Origin of the sequence: Alteromonas sp. 1_MG-2023 (genome assembly GCF_030547075.1) — a bacterium.
GTDB lineage: Bacteria > Pseudomonadota > Gammaproteobacteria > Enterobacterales > Alteromonadaceae > Alteromonas.
Window position 1 is genome coordinate 78832 of record NZ_JAUOQH010000008.1, and the last position, 17228, is coordinate 96059.

Here is a 17228-nt window from a genome sequence, read left to right on the forward strand (position 1 = left end):
TTTTTATTTTTCTGTTTCAGTAAAAGCACAATGAGTGCCAGTTTCTTGTCCACTTGGTCAGGAAATTAAATAAAATTAAACTTATGATTTTATTAAATTTTTTTAAAGTTTTGTAAAGAGGTGATGTTATTTTATTGTGAAGTGCCACAATGCTGGTGATTCTCTGCACCAGCATTGTGATATTTAATGCGAACATTGCACCAAATTCGCCCTTTACACTTCACCCTGTGTCTTTGATGTCGGTTCTGAATTCTTGTTCGATGTTTTTTGCGGTGCTGTTTGCGGTGCTTGGGGAAGAGTGAGATCTAAAATGATTGCGGTAAGGCCCGCAGAGGTCACTGGTGATAGTAAAACGTTTTCCAACCAAGTAGGAAGCTGTGACAACGCAGTAGGCACCATCATTACACCAATGCTCATACCCAGAGCGCACGCGGTTATTAAGCTGCTTCTTCTATCTAACGCGTAGCTGGCAAGTAGTTTCAGACCTCCCACGGCCACCATGGCAAACATCACCAATGTTGCTCCACCTAACACCGGTTTAGGGATAGCTTGTAGCACACCCCCTACCACAGGGAATAGGCCAACAAACACAAACATGCCCGCCACAAAGAAACCCACTTTTCTACTGGCAATACCGGTAAGCTGAATAACCCCATTGTTTTGGCCAAAGGTGGTGTTGGGAAACGTATTAAAGGCGCCAGCAATCATAGAATTAAGTCCGTCACCTAAAATGCCGCCTTTAATGCGGGATAAGTAAAGTGGTCCAGACACGGGTTCTTTGCAAAACAGGCTATTCGCGGTTAAATCGCCCGCGGTTTCAATGGCAGTGAATAAGTAAATAAGCGCTATGGGTAAGAAGAGGGTGATATCAAAGCTGATGCCAAAGGCAAAGGGCTGTGGAATAGCAATGGCGGGTAGTGCATCTAAATGCGATAAATCTAATCCGTCAGTAAACCACACATACGCCGTACCTAGTGCCATACCTACAAAAATGGCCGATAGCCTTACCCAATGATTGTTCGAGGCATTTAAAAATACAATAACCAGTAAAACGCTTACCCCTAAACCTAAATTACCTAAACTTGCGAAGGATTCAGCATTAAAGCCGCCGGCTAAATCGGTCATTCCTACATTAATAAGCGATAAACCAATAGCGGTAATAACAATGCCTGTTGTGAGTGGCGTAATAATGCGCTTAAGGTGGTTCACGAATAAACTAAAAACCACCTCTACAGCAGCTCCCGCAAGAGTAAGGCCAAATAGCAGTGCCAATATTTCTTCACTACTCCCGCCCTCATTTTTAACTTTCATGCCCGCTAACAGCAACGCGCTGATAAACGCAAAGCTTGTACCTTGAATAGCCACTAACCCGCTGCCTACAGGGCCAAATTTTTTGGTCTGTATAAAGGTACCTATGCCACTAACAAAAAGCGCCATGCAAATTAAGTAGGCTGTGTGCTCAGCCAACCCCAAGGTTGCTGAAATTATTAAGGTAGGCGTGATAATACCAATAAAGCTAGCCAGCATATGTTGAAATGCGGCAGTTAAACATGCAGCAGCATTGGGTTTGTCGTGCAGGCTATAAAGTAAATCGTGATGTTGTTCTTGCATGGTTATTTCTCACCCTCACTACAAATTTCACTTTCGAAGTTACAAATAAACGCATGGAACGCTAGGGTAGGAGCAGGTACAGAATTAGAAGCCACCTGACTTTCAAACTCAGCAATGCGCCGCTGAAATAAATTAACCTGCTGGACTTTTACATCGCTTTGCAAAAAGCTGTAGTGCAAACTGTTATTTCCTAAGCCTACTAGTTCATCCCAACTCAAATTGAACTGGGTTACCGCCACGTAAAATTCGTCAGTTAAGGTTGAATCGAACATGCCTCTGTCATCGGTTGATAGTGCAGTAGGAATGCCGGTACGCAAATATTCTGGAAACGGGTGGGTGTCGAAGCTTGGAACGTAATCTAGTAGTAAATTTGAAATAAGATTAATTTCGATAAGGTAATGGCTGTTTCTCAATAGTAATAAGGTGTCGGGGTCAAAAATAGTATTTAGACCGTGGCCAATACGTTCAGAACCCAATAAAAGTGTATCCCGTACGTTCGAGTCTGCGGTTTCAGATTCGCCCGCATGAAACGCTAATTGAATTTTGGGGTACTTAGCACGCAACTTACGAAGTGTTGATGCAAAGCGCTTAGGTTGGCCATTTTTATCATCTTCTCGGCCAACCAAGTTAATGCCTACATAAATATCTCTGTGGCTATCAACAAAGTTATAAATCCACTCTAACTGAGCTTCAGCGTCGGGTAAGAAACGGACTAAGGCGTATTGAAACCGCACCGTTACGCCGGTGGCTTTGGCTTCTTCGCTAGCGAGTAAGTCGGTGTAAATTGCTAGGGCTTCATCTGGGGTATACAAACTACCGTCAGGTTTTTTTGCATAGCGCATATTCACTTGGGTTTCTAAATACTGCAGATTTTCTTTTTGATATGCCTGCATGTTAAGCAGTAAAATTTTTGAAACCAAAGTTGGGTTAGCGGTTAACTCATTTAACCGTTGCCAATGCTTTGAAAAAAACTCTTCTCGCCCTTCCGATGCATCATGTAAGCGAATGCTGTCCATAAATGCCTGTTTTTGATTTTTGCTTAGTAAGGCCAGTTCGGTGTAATTTTCTTGCACACATTCAGGAAGCAATGCCCGGGTTGTTTTACTGATGGTATGGAAACGTAAAGCAACATAGTATTGTGAATTACAGTTCTCGTTTCCTACTTGCGTGTAATAGGTATAACCGCCATTTTTTGTTGGGTCGGCAGCCAGTTCGTACCACCACTCACTGAAGCCCGCGCCGGATAAATGGTGGTGTAGTTCACCGCCTTTAGGCATGGTTTGCAAAAATGTGTACATTTGAAGTGGGGATGCCGATTTCTTAAAATCTTCAAACCAGGCAGGCATAGAGAAAGATGAAGCCGATTTATTAGATAAAGTGCCACTGGTTACACTATCGCTAACTATAGCGCTTCCAGTCAAAGAGCTATCAGTTAACGAGCTAGTCGTTAAAGCGCTGTTGGCTAAAGTACTGGTTGTTGCAAAGCTTGGAATAGTAAAGCTGGCTAAGGTGAGGAATAAAAAAGGCACTAAGGTAAATCGCAAACGCATGAGAACTACAGCATTGTTAAAATTATAATGCCGTGGAATTGCAAGAAGCTGACCAGTTAGTCAATGGTGATTGTAGACTGTAACTTGATGATAAACAGTTGTTTTTGGATTGGCGGAGTACGGAAACAAAGCGTGGTTAGTAAATTGGTGCACCAAATTGGTGCTTCAAAATAAAAAGCGCGCCAATATGACGCGCTTAATTAAACTACAAGGCTATGAAAGTGATTAGAATTCAACACCTTCACCCAATGTAACAAAAATAGAATGACGAACTTCGTTGTACATCGCTTTAGAGCAATGACCTTCGCCTTCAGTATCTTCTAGCAATATTACATCGCCTGATCCAAAAACATGACGCTCACCGTTTGATACCGTGAATTCTGCGCGACCTTTTAAGATAAAAAGAAGCTGGCGCGCAGGGGCAGGGTGCCATTTAAAGTCGTAGTCTGCAGGGGTTTCTCTGAAGATGATTTTATCGGCCCCAAACTTTTCGGACAACAACCCAATAGGGCCGCCGTCCTTCAGTGGAATATCTACTTCACCAAAGTGGCTTTTGCCTTCATCGTCATTATATATCCGTGCTATTTTCATCTTACTAATACCTGTTTCTTATCATTTAACGAATAATGCTTAAAGGTCTACAAAGCTTGTCTATTATCTAACACGACGGATGCAACCTAGCCTAGATGTAAACTTGTATCTAGGCTGGGGGGGTTAATTCCAGCGTCTTCAATCTAAACGCTTTTAAATCAGTGCTTACAACGGCGCCTACAGCCTCCGTGTCAGCGTACTCAGCGCGTTAGAATATCGTGCTCTAATACTTTAACTTACGAAGACTGTGGTGCATAACCGCTAAGCTTGCCGCTACATCTTCAGTGGTAATAGACTCACCAGGGTGATGGCTAATACCGCCTTTACAGCGCGTGAACAGCATAGCAACGGGGCATATCTCTGCCATTGCCATTGCATCATGCCCTGCACCAGAGGCCAGTACTCTAGGTACTATTCCAGCTTCAGTTACACCTTTAAGCAATGTGTTTTGTAGCGCGCTATCACAATGAACCGCTGGTGCACTGTGCGTTTGCTCAATCTTTAATTCAACATTGCGCAATACAGCAATGTCGTTGATTTTTTGCAAAATCTCTGCCAATGCGGCATCTCTCAATGGGTCTTCTTCACTTCGAATATCTAAAGAGAACTGACATCGACCAGAAATTACATTCACACCATTGGGTGCGTTTTCAATTTTACCTACGGTAGCCACAACCCCAGGGCGTTGCTGACTAATAGACTCTACCGCTAAAATCATTTCGGCGCTGGCGCACAAGGCATCGTGGCGCATCGACATGGGCACAGTGCCCGCATGACCTGCCATACCTGTTACGTTTATAGAAAAACGTTTCGCACCGGCAATTGCGTTAACCACACCTACAGGTAAATTCTCTTGCTCTAGCACTGGGCCTTGCTCAATATGCAGTTCTAAATAACCAAGCAAGTCAGTTTGAGCAATGGTAGCGCTGTTAATGGCATCGAAATCCAGCCCAAAGTTTTTCATCGCATCTTCTAGCGAAATGCCGTCTTCATCTTTTAGCCTGCGCCATTCGTCTTGCCACTTGCCCGTTAACGCACGGCTGCCAAGTAGGGTGGTGCCAAAGCGCGTGCCTTCTTCATCACAAAAGCCAACAATATCGATATGAAAAGGGAATTGTCGACCTTCGCCGCTGAACATGGCCATTAGCGTAACAGGTGCCACTACACCTAGCATGCCGTCGTATTTTCCGCCATTTGGCACGGTGTCTAAATGACTGCCAATGATCAAGCGAGGCGCGTTGGGTACCGCTGATGTATAGCGACCCCATATATTACCGACACTGTCTTGCCATGTGGTCATGCCGGCTTCTATCATCCAGCCAGACGTTAGCTGATTGGCCAGTTTGTGTTGTTCGGTCAAATAGCGTCTGTCTAAACAGCTAGGGTTTTGGCTTAGTGAACCTAGTGCTTCACAGCGCGCCATGACTAGCGCGGCAGCATCAGAAAATTCAGACATTCATGGCTCCCGAGTACGCAGCAAGTGCGGCGTCTACGCCAGCGCCAGCCGGTAACGACATACCTTGCTTGCGTAATACGGTTTCTAGCGACTGAAGGGTATGCAATACGGCGTCTTGGCGCGCGTTGTAACCCATAGTGCCTATTCGCCAAATTTTACCTTTAAGGGGGCCAAAGCTGGTGCCAATTTCAATATTGAAACGTAGCAGTAAATCTTCACGCACTTGCTCGCCGTGCACGCCATCAGGAATGACTACGCCTACTACATTGCTCATTTTATTAGCAAGGTCGCCAAAAGGCGTAAGCCCTAACGCTTGCACGCCAGCTAGCATCGCATCGCCAGCCGCTTTATGGCGAGCAATCACGTTTTGTTGGCCTTCTTCAAGATGCAAAATGGCACATTCACGGGCGCAATACAGCATGGTTGCGGCTTCGGTGTGGTGGTTCAAGCGTTCATCACCCCAGTAATCCATGATCATACCCAGGTCGAAATAGTTAGAACGAATTTTCGGGCCACGAGCACTTTCATGATGAGCATCGCGAATACCAGCTTCTACATGATGACGAGTTCGCACTACATCAACAAACTTTTGGCTCATGGTAATGGGGGCACTGCCTGAAGGGCCGCCTAAACATTTCTGCAAACCTACTGAAACTGCATCTAGCTTCCATTTGTCGACTTCTAACGGGTTGCCACCTACCGATGCGGTTGCATCGCAATAGAACAACACGTCATTAGCTTCACAAATGGCACCAATGTCTTCAAGAGGTTGAAACATGGTGGTAGACGTATCGCCTTGCACTATGGCTAATAGCTTAGGCTGAACTTTCTTAATGGCCGCCTCTATTTGCTCGGGCTTAAATACTTCACCCCAAGGCACTTCAATAGTGTGCACATCAGCGTCAGCGCGCTCTGCAATTTCAGCCAATAAATGACCAAAGCGACCGAAGATAGGTACGAGTACCTTATCGCCAGGCTCGATAGCCGACACTAAAACCGCTTCAATACCCGCGCGCGACGTACCATCAATTAACATGGTTTGTTGGTTGTCGGTGTTAAATAACGTGCGGTACAGCGCCATGGTTTCGTTCATGTAGCCAGTCATTACTGGGTCGTATTGGCCAACCAGTTGTGTAGACATTGCAGACAATACACGTGGATAGCAGTTAATAGGGCCGGGGCCCATTAAAAGGCGTGGTGGAGGTGTTAATGGTGCAAAACCAGTCATAATAGGCTCCTAGATAAACACCTGCGCAAGCATGCGCAGGCCAGTAATGATGAGAACAACAGCGAAAATTTTCTTAAGTAGGCCCGCGTCTAACTTATTGGCAATACCTGCACCAATGGGCGCAAAAATGACCGTTAGTGGAACAATACACGCGAAACCAAGTAGGTTAACGTAACCGTAGGTAGCAAATGGCGCATCAACAGGTGTAGTGCCTACAAATAAAAGCGTAATAGCAGCAGGCAGCGATATAATGAGGCCAACAGCGGCTGCTGTACCTACTGCTCTGTGTGCAGGGTAATTACAAAACGTAAGAGTAGGGACGGTAAGCGTGCCGCCACCAATACCAACCATTGAACTGAAAAAGCCGATGCACGCCGCCATAATAGACTGTCCAACCCGCCCTGGTAGGCCGTTAAACAATGCATCTTTTTTGCCAACTAACATGTTGATAGCAGACAAGGTGGCAATAACACCAAACATCAAGGTTAGGAAATTAGCGTCTAGTACCGTTACTAAGTAACTTCCGGCTAAAACACCAACCAAGATAAACACTGCCCATGCTTTTAGTAGGGCAAAATCTACATTGCCCTTACTGTTGTGGGCGCGAATAGAGCTAATAGATGTAGGCACAATAGTGGCAAGTGATGTTGCAGTTGCAATCACCATGGCACTTTCAGCCGATACACCTAGCGCTTGAAATAAGAAAAACAGCACAGGCACTATAACAATACCGCCGCCTACACCTAAAAGGCCAGCCAGTAATCCGGCGAACACGCCTGTACCAATTAACGATAAAATTACCGTCATGTTATCGAGTAAAAACTGCATAAATAAAGAGTCTCGTATATGAATTAAATCTTGTGATTATGAACAAGGTTTTTGTATACCAATTTGTGTATATAAATTTGTGTCTATAAATACTTTGGCCACAATTAAATTATGGTGGGTTGCTCTGGCTTACCTTAAAGGGGTGGACGTCCTTTAAAAATAAGCCAAAAGCAACTCACCGATAAAACGGCTTGGGTAGTTGGTTAAACCCGTTAAAGGGTTAACTATTATCGATAGATGTAGAACCTATCGATTAAGCTGCGCAGTTAAACCTTATCAGTAAAGGCTTTACCGTCGCTGCGAGGATCGCTTGCTGCGCTTACTGCGCCAGTTGGCGTGCGAATAACCGCGCCCGCATGGCCCATCAGTTCGTTACAAGGATCGACAGTCACCATCTCGTGGCCACGAGCAATAAGGCTTTCGCCTACATACTCGGCTAAATCACGCTCGGCTTTTAAGTTGTTACTTTCATCACCCCAAGTACGGCCTAATAACCAACGGCCAAGGGCAATGGCTTTATCAATAGGCTGGTTGTGATAAATATGGCGAGCAAATAGGGCAGCTTGTGTTTGTGGCTGACCTTCACCGCCCATGGTGCCGTAACTCATTCTGCGCCCATCTGCTAAATCGGCAAACGCAGGGTTAAGCGTATGGAACGGCTTTAATCCTGGTTTTAAGTATTGGTTGCTTTTTGGATCTAACGAGAACGAGGTACCTCGGTTATTCCAAACAATGCCTGTTTGTGGGCTAACAATACCTGAACCAAATTCCCAATACAGCGATTGAATGTAACTCACCATGCGGCCTTCGCTATCGCAGGCACCCATCCAAATGGTATCGCCGGGTTTCGCTACATGCGGCCACGGTTGCGCTTTATCTAGCGAAATGTGTTTTACCATTTCATCTAACGATTCATCAGTTAATAAGCTAGATAAATCAACCGGCGTACGTGAAGGGTCGGTAACGTTCGCATTTCGTGCAATAAACGCTTGTTTGGTGCATTCAATTAATAAGTGCACCATGTCGGCATCGGTAGAGCCTAAGTGCTGCACTTTGTCGTACAGCGCTAAAATGATTAACGAGGCCACACCTTGGGTAGGCGCAGGCAAGTTATACAAGGTGCCTTTGCTGGTAGTAACCGAAAGCGGCTCTACAATTTGCGCTTTGTATTGATTAAAGTCTTCAATACGAATAGGTGAGCCCGCAGCTTCCAAATCGGTAGCCAGTTTGCTAGCTAATTCGCCATGATAAAAGTCATCAAGCCCTGCTTTCGCTAAGTGGCTAAGTGTTTTAGACAGCGCCGTCAGTTTCAGGATTTTGCCTTTTTTAAGGGCTTTGCCTTTAATTAAGAACTGATCAAAATTTGGGTCGCCGGCTAAATCGTCGAAGGTTTTATTACTGGCGTCTACTAGGCTTTGCGTAACTTCAATCCCCCAGTTCGCCTGACTAATTGCAGTATCAAAAAGCGTATTAAGCGATAACCCATCTTGCCACTGGTGACTTATTTTTAATGCTTCATTCCAACCTGCAACAGCACCGGCCATAGTAAGGGCTGATTTTCCGCCTCGGCTAGGAATAGCGCTTTCGTCTTTGTAAAATTCAGGGGTAGCACCTAATGCCGCAACGCCTGAAGCATCAATGCCAATAGGGGCTTTGCCAGGCTCGCTAATGAGCCAAAAACCATCGCCACCCATACCATTCATGTGAGGGTATTCAACGGCAATAGACGCGGCTGCGGCCACCATGGCTTCAATCGCGGTGCCGCCTTTTTCTAAAATATTCAATCCCACTTGCGATGCCGCAAAGTGAGGGGCAGTGAAGCCTACGTTATGTTTTTCACTCATTGTCTTTTTTTATCCATTTGTTATTTGGCAAGTGCGACCTTGTTTTCATGTTAAGCCGGCTAAGCCTCCAGGACTATGTCATTTCAAATAAGTAGCGCTACGTCATTTTAAATCTATAGCGACTACGTCATTTTTAAATCAGAAATGACTACGTCAGTTTAGCCCTGTGAAAATAAGTTCATTAGGCTGTCAGTATTTTTGCTAGCTTAATGAGTGCAAGATCGCTGCCTTTTTTGCCTACCAATGATAAACCACATGGGGCATTTTGTAGGGTAAATAGCGGCATATGAATTTGTGGAAGCTCTGCTAAACCTGCAATTGAGGTAAGCGCAAGCAGGGCGTTCCTATCGTTCGCTAGTGTTTCTTCGTCAGCATCGCACCGTGGTGCAACGCCGGGAGTTGTGGGTATCAACAATACGTCTACAGTTTCAAATAAACTGTTTATGTATTGTTGAAACGCCACTTGCTGCTTCTTGGCATCTTCAATTTCTTGTTCTGAAATTGTTTTACACCAATTAAATCGAAGCATAATATCGTGGGCAATGTCAGGGGATGTATCTGTTATCCACTGGCCGTGTTGTTGCCAAATTTCAGCGCCTTGTAACACGCGAAACGTCGCGGCAGTATTAAGCGCAGTTAAATCTAATTCGTGTTCGGTAATAGGGCTAATAGTAAAACCCGAATCGCCGCTATCCGCTTTTTCGTTAAGTGCTTCAAGCCATTTCGTAGCTAAAACACCGTGTTTAGCACTTTGTAGCAAGTGTTGAGCGGCACCAATTCGGACTACGCTTGTATCTGCGTCGCTTTCCGCTGCAACCAATTCTTCTTGCGCAGCATCAGCTAAACAAACTTGGCTAACTTTTTCTAATGTATCTAAATCACGGGTCATCCAACCTATGGTGTCGAAAGACGGTGCAAGTGCCACCATGTTGTCACACGGTATTGCGTTGTGGGTAGTACGCAGCCCCCACAAACCCTGATAACTAGAAGGCACACGAATAGAACCACCAGTGTCAGTTCCCAAACCAATATCAGCTAAATGTGCCGATACAGCAACGGCCGAGCCCGAAGAGGAACCGCCGGGTATATGCGCCGGCGCCGACGGGTTAACCAACTGCGAGTAATGTTTATTCTGGCCGTGTAGGCTATAGGCCAATTCATCGGTAATGGTTTTACCCTTGAATGTAGCGCCTGCGCTAAATAATTTACTCACTGTGCTGTTAGTGACGGTAGGTATCGAATGCGTAGCCAACCAATCTGGGTTGCCTGCGGCGGTAGGAAGGCCTTCTATATGAAATAAATCTTTTACTGCTAAGCCTAAGCCAGCCAGTTTTGCATCTAATTGAGAAGCATCGCCAGAGTCAGTACCAGAGCTAGTATCTGAAGCGTTTTGAGCAATTGAATTATTTTCAGCGGAAATACTTACAAAAGGAGAAGACACAGGCACATTCGCAATAGTCACAAGATACGCCTATGAAACAATCGTTTCTCTTTGTTGTCAAGTGAAACGTTTGTTACTAAAACATGTCAGGTGTATTCAAATCTACTTAACAGTCGCGCTAAAGAAAGTTAATCAGACTAAAACCGGCTGCCTTCTTGGGTAAGAAATGCTTCTTCTTCTGCCGTACTGGTTCTACCTAAAATTAGGTTGCGGTGAGGGTAGCGGCCGAAACGTTCAATTATTTTAAGGTGCTTTAGTTCTTCTTCATATTCTTGCTCTAAACCGGGAACCCCAAAAAGTTGCTGGGCAATATCGTGAATAACTAACGATTCGCTGTGCATAAAAGGCATATATAGAAATACACTTTGTTGGGCAGTTAATACTTTATCGGCTTCTACGCTTACCGCTTCTTGCGCAAGTACTAATGCCATTGGGTCTTGCGAAAAAGCGTGAGGCGTGCCCCTATAAATATTTCTAGAGAACTGGTCGAGTAAAATAATCTCTGCTAATCGGCCAGAAGGGGTGGCGCGCCAAGGCCATAGTTCACCTTGAGATGCCGCGCGGTGAAGAGTTAAAAATTCTGATGCGATGGTGCGATCTAACGCTGCATCTTTCATAAACCACTGAGAAGATGACAGGGTATTAAACCAAAAGTCTAAAACTCTGCTAGACTCTTCTATAACAAGGTGAGATTTGTCCATTTCAACTCCAACTCAACTTCAACAACATGTACTAAGGTGCCTTTTTACACGGGCATTATGGGGCTTTGGATGAGTAGCCAAGCTCGCCCGAGCGGCAACACGCGTTTTTATCGTATTTTCATAACGTGAACGTTATACGTGTTTATTTAATGATTCGATCGTTACGTTTAGTCGTTTCCATCATTCGTTACATTCAGTACGAGCAGTACAAACGATTCTTTCTTCTTGCTTAAACGACCTATACGATTGTTTTAACGATCCTACATTCTTATTTAAACGACCTTACATTCTTGCTTAAAAATTAATCAATTAACAGCAGTTAGTTTTATTTTCGCTCTGAAGGCTCGAGTTCATCGAGGTCGCCATACAGGCTAGTAATGGCTTCAACTCGTTTAGAGGCGCTGTCGCCCAATGCAGAATAGGTAAAGTTACATAAGGTAGAAACCAAGCTCATTGGGGCGGCATAGCTGTCGAATGGGGCGAAGTTATCTAACGGCGCACTAACATGGTTTCCTAAATGACAAACCAATAAATGCTTCACGTTATCTCGGTACACCTGCCCAGTAGGATCGGTTATAAGAATGGTTTGGCAGTGCGAAAGGCTATGTAGAATATGTTTAAACTGACGGGTGCGCCGGCGAAAGCCAAATAACACCACAACGTCATCTGCACTCAAATCGACTAAATCTTCCCCTAAGGTTTGTCCTGGTTGGGGTAAAAGCCTAACAGAAGTACGAATTTGTTTAAGTTGCTGGCGAAAATGCAAGGCTAAGGGATAGGCGTTTCTAAACCCAATTAAGGTAATTTGTTTCGCGTGGGCCAACTTTTCTGCAATAGCATTCAGGGTATCAATATCTAAATTGTCGAAGGTTTGCGAAATGTTATTAAGTTCTTGCTCGTGTTGCAGAACCGCTGTGGTACTGGGGCTAACCGGCACACCTTGTTCGCGCAATGTCAGCAAGGTATTTTTTGCTTCTTGATGCGACTCAAACCCTAGTTGACGGAAAAAACGGCTTACCGTGGCTTTCGAAGTTTTAGTTTGTTCTGCTATGTGAGCGGTAGACTGAGTAACAATGGCAATAGGGTTGCGCTGTAAATACTGGGCTATGGTCTGGCCTGAAGGAGACAAAGATGCATAGTGCTTCTCTATTTGCTTAATGACATCATTCGAATTTTTGGCCATAAGGAGTAATCTTTAACTGCTCTGTAATTTACTTAATAGGATAATGAATGAATATGCGTTTCGCTGTGCCTTAAATCAAGACCCTCTGCGCAATGGTTTCGTTCAGAATGATTTTCGAATAGTCACTGAAAAGCCGATCAAAAGGCAAGGAAAAGCCATCGGGAAGTCATCGATAATTAAAAAACACTCTCTGCAAATCTTTCCATTCTTTCACCCTTCATGCACATATATTACACACCGAAAAACCCTTTAGTTGCAATCAATAGGTATAAACAAGGTGCAGGGCACATTACCACACTCTTTTATTTTCCCTTTCTTTTTACTTTTCACTTTCTTTTATACATACCTTCTACTGCGTAAAAATTAAAAAACCTATTGGTCTTGGTGACTTAGTTATTTTGATAAAAATTTAAGCCTAATGTCTAAGGTTGCAAGGTGCCATTTTTACGCGTATTGGCACTAATATTGGACTATAATTTCACCTTCTTTTTTAATTCATATTTACGTCATCATTTTGCAATGAAGTAGGAGTTATTCGTGGTAAAGCTATGGTCTGAACTGATCTTGTTGTTCCTTGCATTGCCCATTGCCGTACTTTACTGGATTAACCACGTCGCTGATTGGCTGATGCCGATATTGGGCATAGTGTGTTTATTTTGTTTAGGTGTGTTGCTAGCCGATAAACAATTCCAACGAATCCGCTTATGGCATTGGGAAGATTGCGGGCCGCATTTAAAAAGTACGCTGAAACTGTTTCTGCCTTGGGCAAGTTTGCTTGCGTTGTGTGTGTATTTAGTTAAACCCGAACTGTTTTTACACTGGCCTATCAACCAGCCTTGGATGTGGGTGGTCACCTTATTGGTGTACCCTATTGTGTCGGTTATTCCTCAAGAAATTATTTTCAGAACCTTTTTTTTCCATCGCTATAAACGTATTTTACCCTCTCGATATGCGCGGTGGATTTTAAGTACGTTTGTATTCGGTTTGGCACATTTAATTTACGGTAATTGGGTGGCTGTGGTTATGTCTTGGTGTGGCGGTGCTATATTTGGTTACCGTTATATGCAAACCAATTCAACACCTATAGTGGTAATAGAACATGCGATTTGGGGAAGTTTTTTATTCACCATAGGGCTAGGCTCTTATTTGGTTGTGTCTGGCGTATAAGGTATTTATTAGCTTTTTCTTTAACCAATCGACTGAACTATTCTCCAAAACTAATACACTAACTTAAATGTACCAAACCCAAGTGAAACCCCTCGGTCGCCGTTTAGTTATACTTTTTTGGTTTATAGTTTAAAGAGAGCGGTTTATCGAGAATGGTTTAAGGCGTATGGTTTTTAGGATCGGCCATTTAGTGTATGGTTTTTGGTGTATTAGTTTTAACAAATAATGACTGAGGTATTGATGCGCAGCGTGTGCTGCTAGCCGTATGTGTAAATACAACCTCATTTCAAGGAGCGAAGATGAGCATTATCGATTCATTGACTGCGTTTTCAGCATTGTCAGCATTACCTGTAGATTTATTTGCTGCTGATGGAGTAACTGAATCTGGTGTAGAGAATTTTACCGAAGCACAATCGGTGTTGTTAGATTTGTGGCATGGCTTTTTGTATCGCTTGCCGGGCCTAGGCGTGGGCTTATTAATCATGGCTCTGTTTATTGTAGCGGCGGGGCCTTTATCGCGATTATTACTTAAACCTTTCTCGTTTTCTTCCTTAACACCATTAATAAAATCGGTAGCCCAGCGCTCTATTAGCTTGGTCATTATATTGCTCGGTATATACCTGTTTTTATTCATGGCAGGGTTAACTGGCTTCGCGGTAGCTGTTATCAGTGGTACTGGGGTAGTAGGGTTAATTCTTGGTTTCGCGTTTCGTGATATTGCTGAAAATTTCATATCTAGCTTACTGCTTACTATTCAGCGTCCATTTAGAATTGGCGATATTGTCGAGATAAACGAGTTCACTGGCATTATTCAAAAGGTAACTTCAAGGGCCACCACTATGGTGGACTTCGACGGTAACCATATTCAAATTCCCAACGCGACTATCTATAAAGGCGTGATTAAAAACTTAACTGCCAACCCACTTATGCGTGGCCATTTTGTGCTGGGCGTAGGGTACGATGCTGATATTCGCAATGCACAACAACTTGCCGTCGAAATTATATCTAGCCATGCAAAAGTGCTGAAAGATCCAGAACCACAGGTATTAATAGATAATTTAGGCGCATCAACCTACAACTTAAAAATGTATTTTTGGGTGAATGTTGAAGACACCAGCGTACTTAAAATGTCGTCGTTGCTGATGCGCCAAATCGTTGGCCGCTTCACTGAGGAAAATATTAGTATGCCGGATGATGCAAGAGAGCGTATTTTCCCTGACGGCTTAGCGCTAACTTCAAATAAGGCTTCTAAAAGCAGCAATGTTATTGATGATAACAGCACGGGTTTCACATCGCTGAATAAACCGTATTCCCTTAACGAAGATAAAAATTTCGGCATAACAAGAAGCAGTGTATCGCCTATTGAAGAGGCCACAGAAGAGGCTAGAAATGAGGCCAAAAACGAGGCGGATACATTTACGGAAAATAGCGCATCAGACGAGAAATTCAATTCCGGCTCCAGTGCAAATTTAGACCACGAAACTGATGATGTAAGCAGTGAAGCCGAAGATATTCGAGAGCAAGCCAAAAAAGCGCGCGACCCCGAAAGCGGTGAGAATATTCTTTAGTTAGCGCCCGATGCGGTTGGCGATAAGTTACAGCGCCCCAGAAAGTCTTGCCATAAGCTTACGTGGGCGTGCATTACAGCAGAGTACTCAGCGAAGTTATCAATGCCATGAGTGCGAATATGAGCTTTAAATGGCTCGCTTAATACTTCACTGTCGCTCCACTGCTGCCATAGTGGTTGAAGCTGGTAGTGGTAGCTATTTAGCGTGCTAGCGATAGGTTGAATTTGTTCAATAAAGAATAAATAAAAGACGTTACGTAATATCTCGGCTTTATCGCTATTCATGCCGTTGCTGCAATCTATTTCACTTAGAGCGCCTGGAAGAGTTTCATTAAGCATCAATAAGCGATTGTGTAATACAGCCTGAGTTTGCCATAGCTTTGCTGGAAGCCGAGAAGAGGCAACAATCTGCAACTGCTCTTCTAGTTCTTCGCTATCTTTTATAACACCACCTTCGCTGGTGGCGTCAAACCTAGTAATATCAGATAAACTGTTCACAAAATTAAGCGCATTCACAGATGCTTTGGCATCTTTATTACCACTTGCTAATAGCGGTGATGCCGCCATGCTAAGCCCTAGCTTTATTTCAGAACTAGTTTGCACCACGTTCGCCCATACACTTTCATACTGACTTTGCTTTTGTTTACGCCACTCACCCACTGTAGTAGCAATGGGGTCTTCAGCCGCCTTCAATCTCGCTTCGCAATTTGCTAGGGCGTTTAGCACTCTATGTTCGTATTGCAAGCGTTGCGAAGGCAGTTGGGTTTTACCCAATGCCGTGTTTCGTTCGGCCACTATACGGCCAAGTTCGCAATCTTGTATGGCATAAAACTCCCTAATATTAATATTCAAGGTAGTTACGTTATTGCCGACGTCTGAAAGTGAAGGGTAGGTTTGGGAAGGTATTAGTAGCAAGGCATGTGTTTGCGATCCAATTTTATTCAAAGCGCTATTTTTTAATAAAGCACTATTTTCTAATTTATGGATATCTTCCGTTAAAGAGCCATCTAACACTCTGGAAAGGCGATTGGTGTATTCATCCATGGTGTCGTCAATACTGGGCGGGCCAAAGCACCCCTGTAATAATACTAAACTTAACAATAAGGCTAACACCACAGGTAACACCGTAGCTATTGCCGCGATAAAATGCTTAAGCTGGTGCATTGGTGTGTAGGCTTCGGCCGCCATCTACATAAATAATTTGCCCAGTAATGTATTTAGCTGAAATTAAAAATGTAGCGGTGTTGGCGATATCTTCAGGCGAGCCTAATCCACCAAGTGGAATGCTATCTAACAACTGTGCTTTTTGCTTCGCTTCTAATTCCCTTTCTGGCCACAGTATAGCGCCTGGCGCAATGCCGTTTACCCGTACTTCTGGGGCCATTTCAACGGCCAGTGAACGGGTAATAGAAGCTAGTGCAGTTTTAGCAAGGCCGTACACCGTATGGTGGGGCAGTGGGCGGTCTATGTGCATATCAACCATGTTGATAATACAGCCATTGCTTGCTTTTAATGCCGGCCACAACGCTTGCGACAAAAACAAGGGCCCTTGTACGTTGCTACCTACTAAGCTGTTCCAGTCGTTTTCAGCAATGTCGCCAAGGGGGGTAGGATAAAAGCTAGAGGCATTATTAATTAATACATCTATGCCATGTACACTCTCTGCACTGGCTATACTTTCTGCAGCGATTTCTTCTGCGCTCTCAGTACTCTCTGCTGCATTTTGTTGAGTTTGACCAAACACATTCGGCGCAGTGACTTGCTGTGCTAAACGAGCAATGTCATCTAAGTTACACAAATCGGCTTGTAAACAAACAGCACTGTTAGGCCTTATAGCATTCAACGAACTAACTAATGCGTTAGCCTCTACGGCTGAATGGCCGTAATGCACAATAACGCGGTAGCCTGCGCTGTGAAGTGTTTTTGCCATGGTGGCACCAATGCGTTTGGCGGCACCGGTAATAAGGGCAACGGGGGCGTGAGTTTGTTCGTGATGTTTATTCATTGTGTATGGTAACTAGTGCTTTTTGCATAAGTTTGACAGCATTTCCAACAATTTAA

Annotated in this window: 14 protein-coding genes; 2 read left to right on the top strand and 12 right to left on the bottom strand. The window is 44.0% G+C overall.

All coding sequences use genetic code 11. The features are described 5' to 3' along the window. Window positions 1-213: 213 nt before the first annotated feature. From Q4561_RS10385 to Q4561_RS10430, 10 genes are all read right to left on the bottom strand, one after another. Window positions 214-1611, bottom strand: coding sequence for a uracil-xanthine permease family protein (locus Q4561_RS10385; protein WP_303459999.1), 1398 nt, complete (start codon window positions 1609-1611; stop codon window positions 214-216). Window positions 1612-1613: 2 nt separating this feature from the next. Then, on the bottom strand, window positions 1614-3161 hold the full coding sequence (locus Q4561_RS10390; protein ID WP_303460001.1) for an adenosine deaminase: 1548 nt from the start codon (window positions 3159-3161) through the stop codon (window positions 1614-1616). 225 nt (window positions 3162-3386) lie between these two features. Further along, a complete protein-coding gene (locus tag Q4561_RS10395; protein WP_303460002.1) occupies window positions 3387-3752 on the bottom strand; it encodes an AraC family ligand binding domain-containing protein in 366 nt (121 codons plus the stop codon). 223 nt (window positions 3753-3975) lie between these two features. After that, entirely contained in the window at window positions 3976-5208 is a 1233-nt protein-coding gene (locus tag Q4561_RS10400) for an allantoate amidohydrolase (protein ID WP_303460004.1), read from the bottom strand. Further along, entirely contained in the window at window positions 5201-6436 is a 1236-nt protein-coding gene (locus tag Q4561_RS10405) for an alanine--glyoxylate aminotransferase family protein (RefSeq protein WP_303460005.1), read from the bottom strand. Before Q4561_RS10405 ends, Q4561_RS10400 begins: the two co-directional genes overlap by 8 nt. 9 nt (window positions 6437-6445) lie before the next feature. Further along, complete coding sequence (locus Q4561_RS10410; protein WP_303460007.1) at window positions 6446-7264, bottom strand: sulfite exporter TauE/SafE family protein; 819 nt, start codon at window positions 7262-7264, stop codon at window positions 6446-6448. A 266-nt stretch (window positions 7265-7530) separates the two neighbouring features. Continuing rightward, complete coding sequence (locus tag Q4561_RS10415) at window positions 7531-9108, bottom strand: gamma-glutamyltransferase family protein (RefSeq protein WP_303460009.1); 1578 nt, start codon at window positions 9106-9108, stop codon at window positions 7531-7533. Between the two features lie 181 nt (window positions 9109-9289). Next, window positions 9290-10570 (bottom strand): amidase, encoded by a 1281-nt coding sequence (locus Q4561_RS10420; RefSeq protein WP_303460010.1) that lies wholly within the window; start codon window positions 10568-10570, stop codon window positions 9290-9292. 116 nt (window positions 10571-10686) lie between these two features. Beyond that, window positions 10687-11250 carry a DUF924 family protein gene (locus Q4561_RS10425; RefSeq protein ID WP_303460012.1) on the bottom strand — a complete coding sequence of 188 codons (564 nt, stop codon included), beginning with the start codon at window positions 11248-11250 and terminating at the stop codon, window positions 10687-10689. Between the two features lie 325 nt (window positions 11251-11575). Further along, window positions 11576-12433, bottom strand: coding sequence for a MurR/RpiR family transcriptional regulator (locus Q4561_RS10430; RefSeq protein WP_303460015.1), 858 nt, complete (start codon window positions 12431-12433; stop codon window positions 11576-11578). Window positions 12434-12970: 537 nt separating this feature from the next. Between Q4561_RS10430 and Q4561_RS10435 the strand changes: the two genes are divergently transcribed. Together Q4561_RS10435 and Q4561_RS10440 are read left to right on the top strand one after the other, a co-directional pair. Next, window positions 12971-13600: a CPBP family intramembrane glutamic endopeptidase gene (locus tag Q4561_RS10435; RefSeq protein ID WP_303460020.1), complete on the top strand. Its 630-nt coding sequence runs from the start codon at window positions 12971-12973 to the stop codon at window positions 13598-13600. Window positions 13601-13899: 299 nt separating this feature from the next. After that, window positions 13900-15168: a mechanosensitive ion channel domain-containing protein gene (locus Q4561_RS10440; protein ID WP_303460023.1), complete on the top strand. Its 1269-nt coding sequence runs from the start codon at window positions 13900-13902 to the stop codon at window positions 15166-15168. On the opposite strand, the gene Q4561_RS10445 is transcribed toward Q4561_RS10440, so the two are convergent. Both Q4561_RS10445 and Q4561_RS10450 read right to left on the bottom strand, forming a co-directional pair. Continuing rightward, entirely contained in the window at window positions 15165-16331 is a 1167-nt protein-coding gene (locus Q4561_RS10445; protein ID WP_303460025.1) for a DUF3080 family protein, read from the bottom strand. The two genes, Q4561_RS10440 and Q4561_RS10445, sit on opposite strands and share 4 nt — an antisense overlap. After that, a complete protein-coding gene (locus Q4561_RS10450) occupies window positions 16318-17172 on the bottom strand; it encodes an SDR family oxidoreductase (protein ID WP_303460026.1) in 855 nt (284 codons plus the stop codon). The genes Q4561_RS10445 and Q4561_RS10450 overlap by 14 nt, the downstream gene beginning before the upstream one ends. Window positions 17173-17228: the final 56 nt, after the last annotated feature.

Excerpts from the sequence above, each read along its gene's own strand:
- Q4561_RS10425 (WP_303460012.1), bottom strand. The coding sequence starts at position 11,250 with ATGGACAAATCTCACCTTGTTATAGAAGAGTCTAGCAGAGTTTTAGAC.
- Q4561_RS10400 (WP_303460004.1), bottom strand. The coding sequence starts at position 5,208 with ATGTCTGAATTTTCTGATGCTGCCGCGCTAGTCATGGCGCGCTGTGAA.
- Q4561_RS10415 (WP_303460009.1), bottom strand. The coding sequence starts at position 9,108 with ATGAGTGAAAAACATAACGTAGGCTTCACTGCCCCTCACTTTGCGGCA.
- Q4561_RS10405 (WP_303460005.1), bottom strand. The coding sequence starts at position 6,436 with ATGACTGGTTTTGCACCATTAACACCTCCACCACGCCTTTTAATGGGC.
- Q4561_RS10390 (WP_303460001.1), bottom strand. The coding sequence starts at position 3,161 with ATGCGTTTGCGATTTACCTTAGTGCCTTTTTTATTCCTCACCTTAGCC.
- Q4561_RS10395 (WP_303460002.1), bottom strand. The coding sequence starts at position 3,752 with ATGAAAATAGCACGGATATATAATGACGATGAAGGCAAAAGCCACTTT.
- Q4561_RS10440 (WP_303460023.1), top strand. The coding sequence starts at position 13,900 with ATGAGCATTATCGATTCATTGACTGCGTTTTCAGCATTGTCAGCATTA.
- Q4561_RS10450 (WP_303460026.1), bottom strand. The coding sequence starts at position 17,172 with ATGAATAAACATCACGAACAAACTCACGCCCCCGTTGCCCTTATTACC.
- Q4561_RS10430 (WP_303460015.1), bottom strand. The coding sequence starts at position 12,433 with ATGGCCAAAAATTCGAATGATGTCATTAAGCAAATAGAGAAGCACTAT.
- Q4561_RS10410 (WP_303460007.1), bottom strand. The coding sequence starts at position 7,264 with ATGCAGTTTTTACTCGATAACATGACGGTAATTTTATCGTTAATTGGT.
- Q4561_RS10385 (WP_303459999.1), bottom strand. The coding sequence starts at position 1,611 with ATGCAAGAACAACATCACGATTTACTTTATAGCCTGCACGACAAACCC.
- Q4561_RS10445 (WP_303460025.1), bottom strand. The coding sequence starts at position 16,331 with ATGCACCAGCTTAAGCATTTTATCGCGGCAATAGCTACGGTGTTACCT.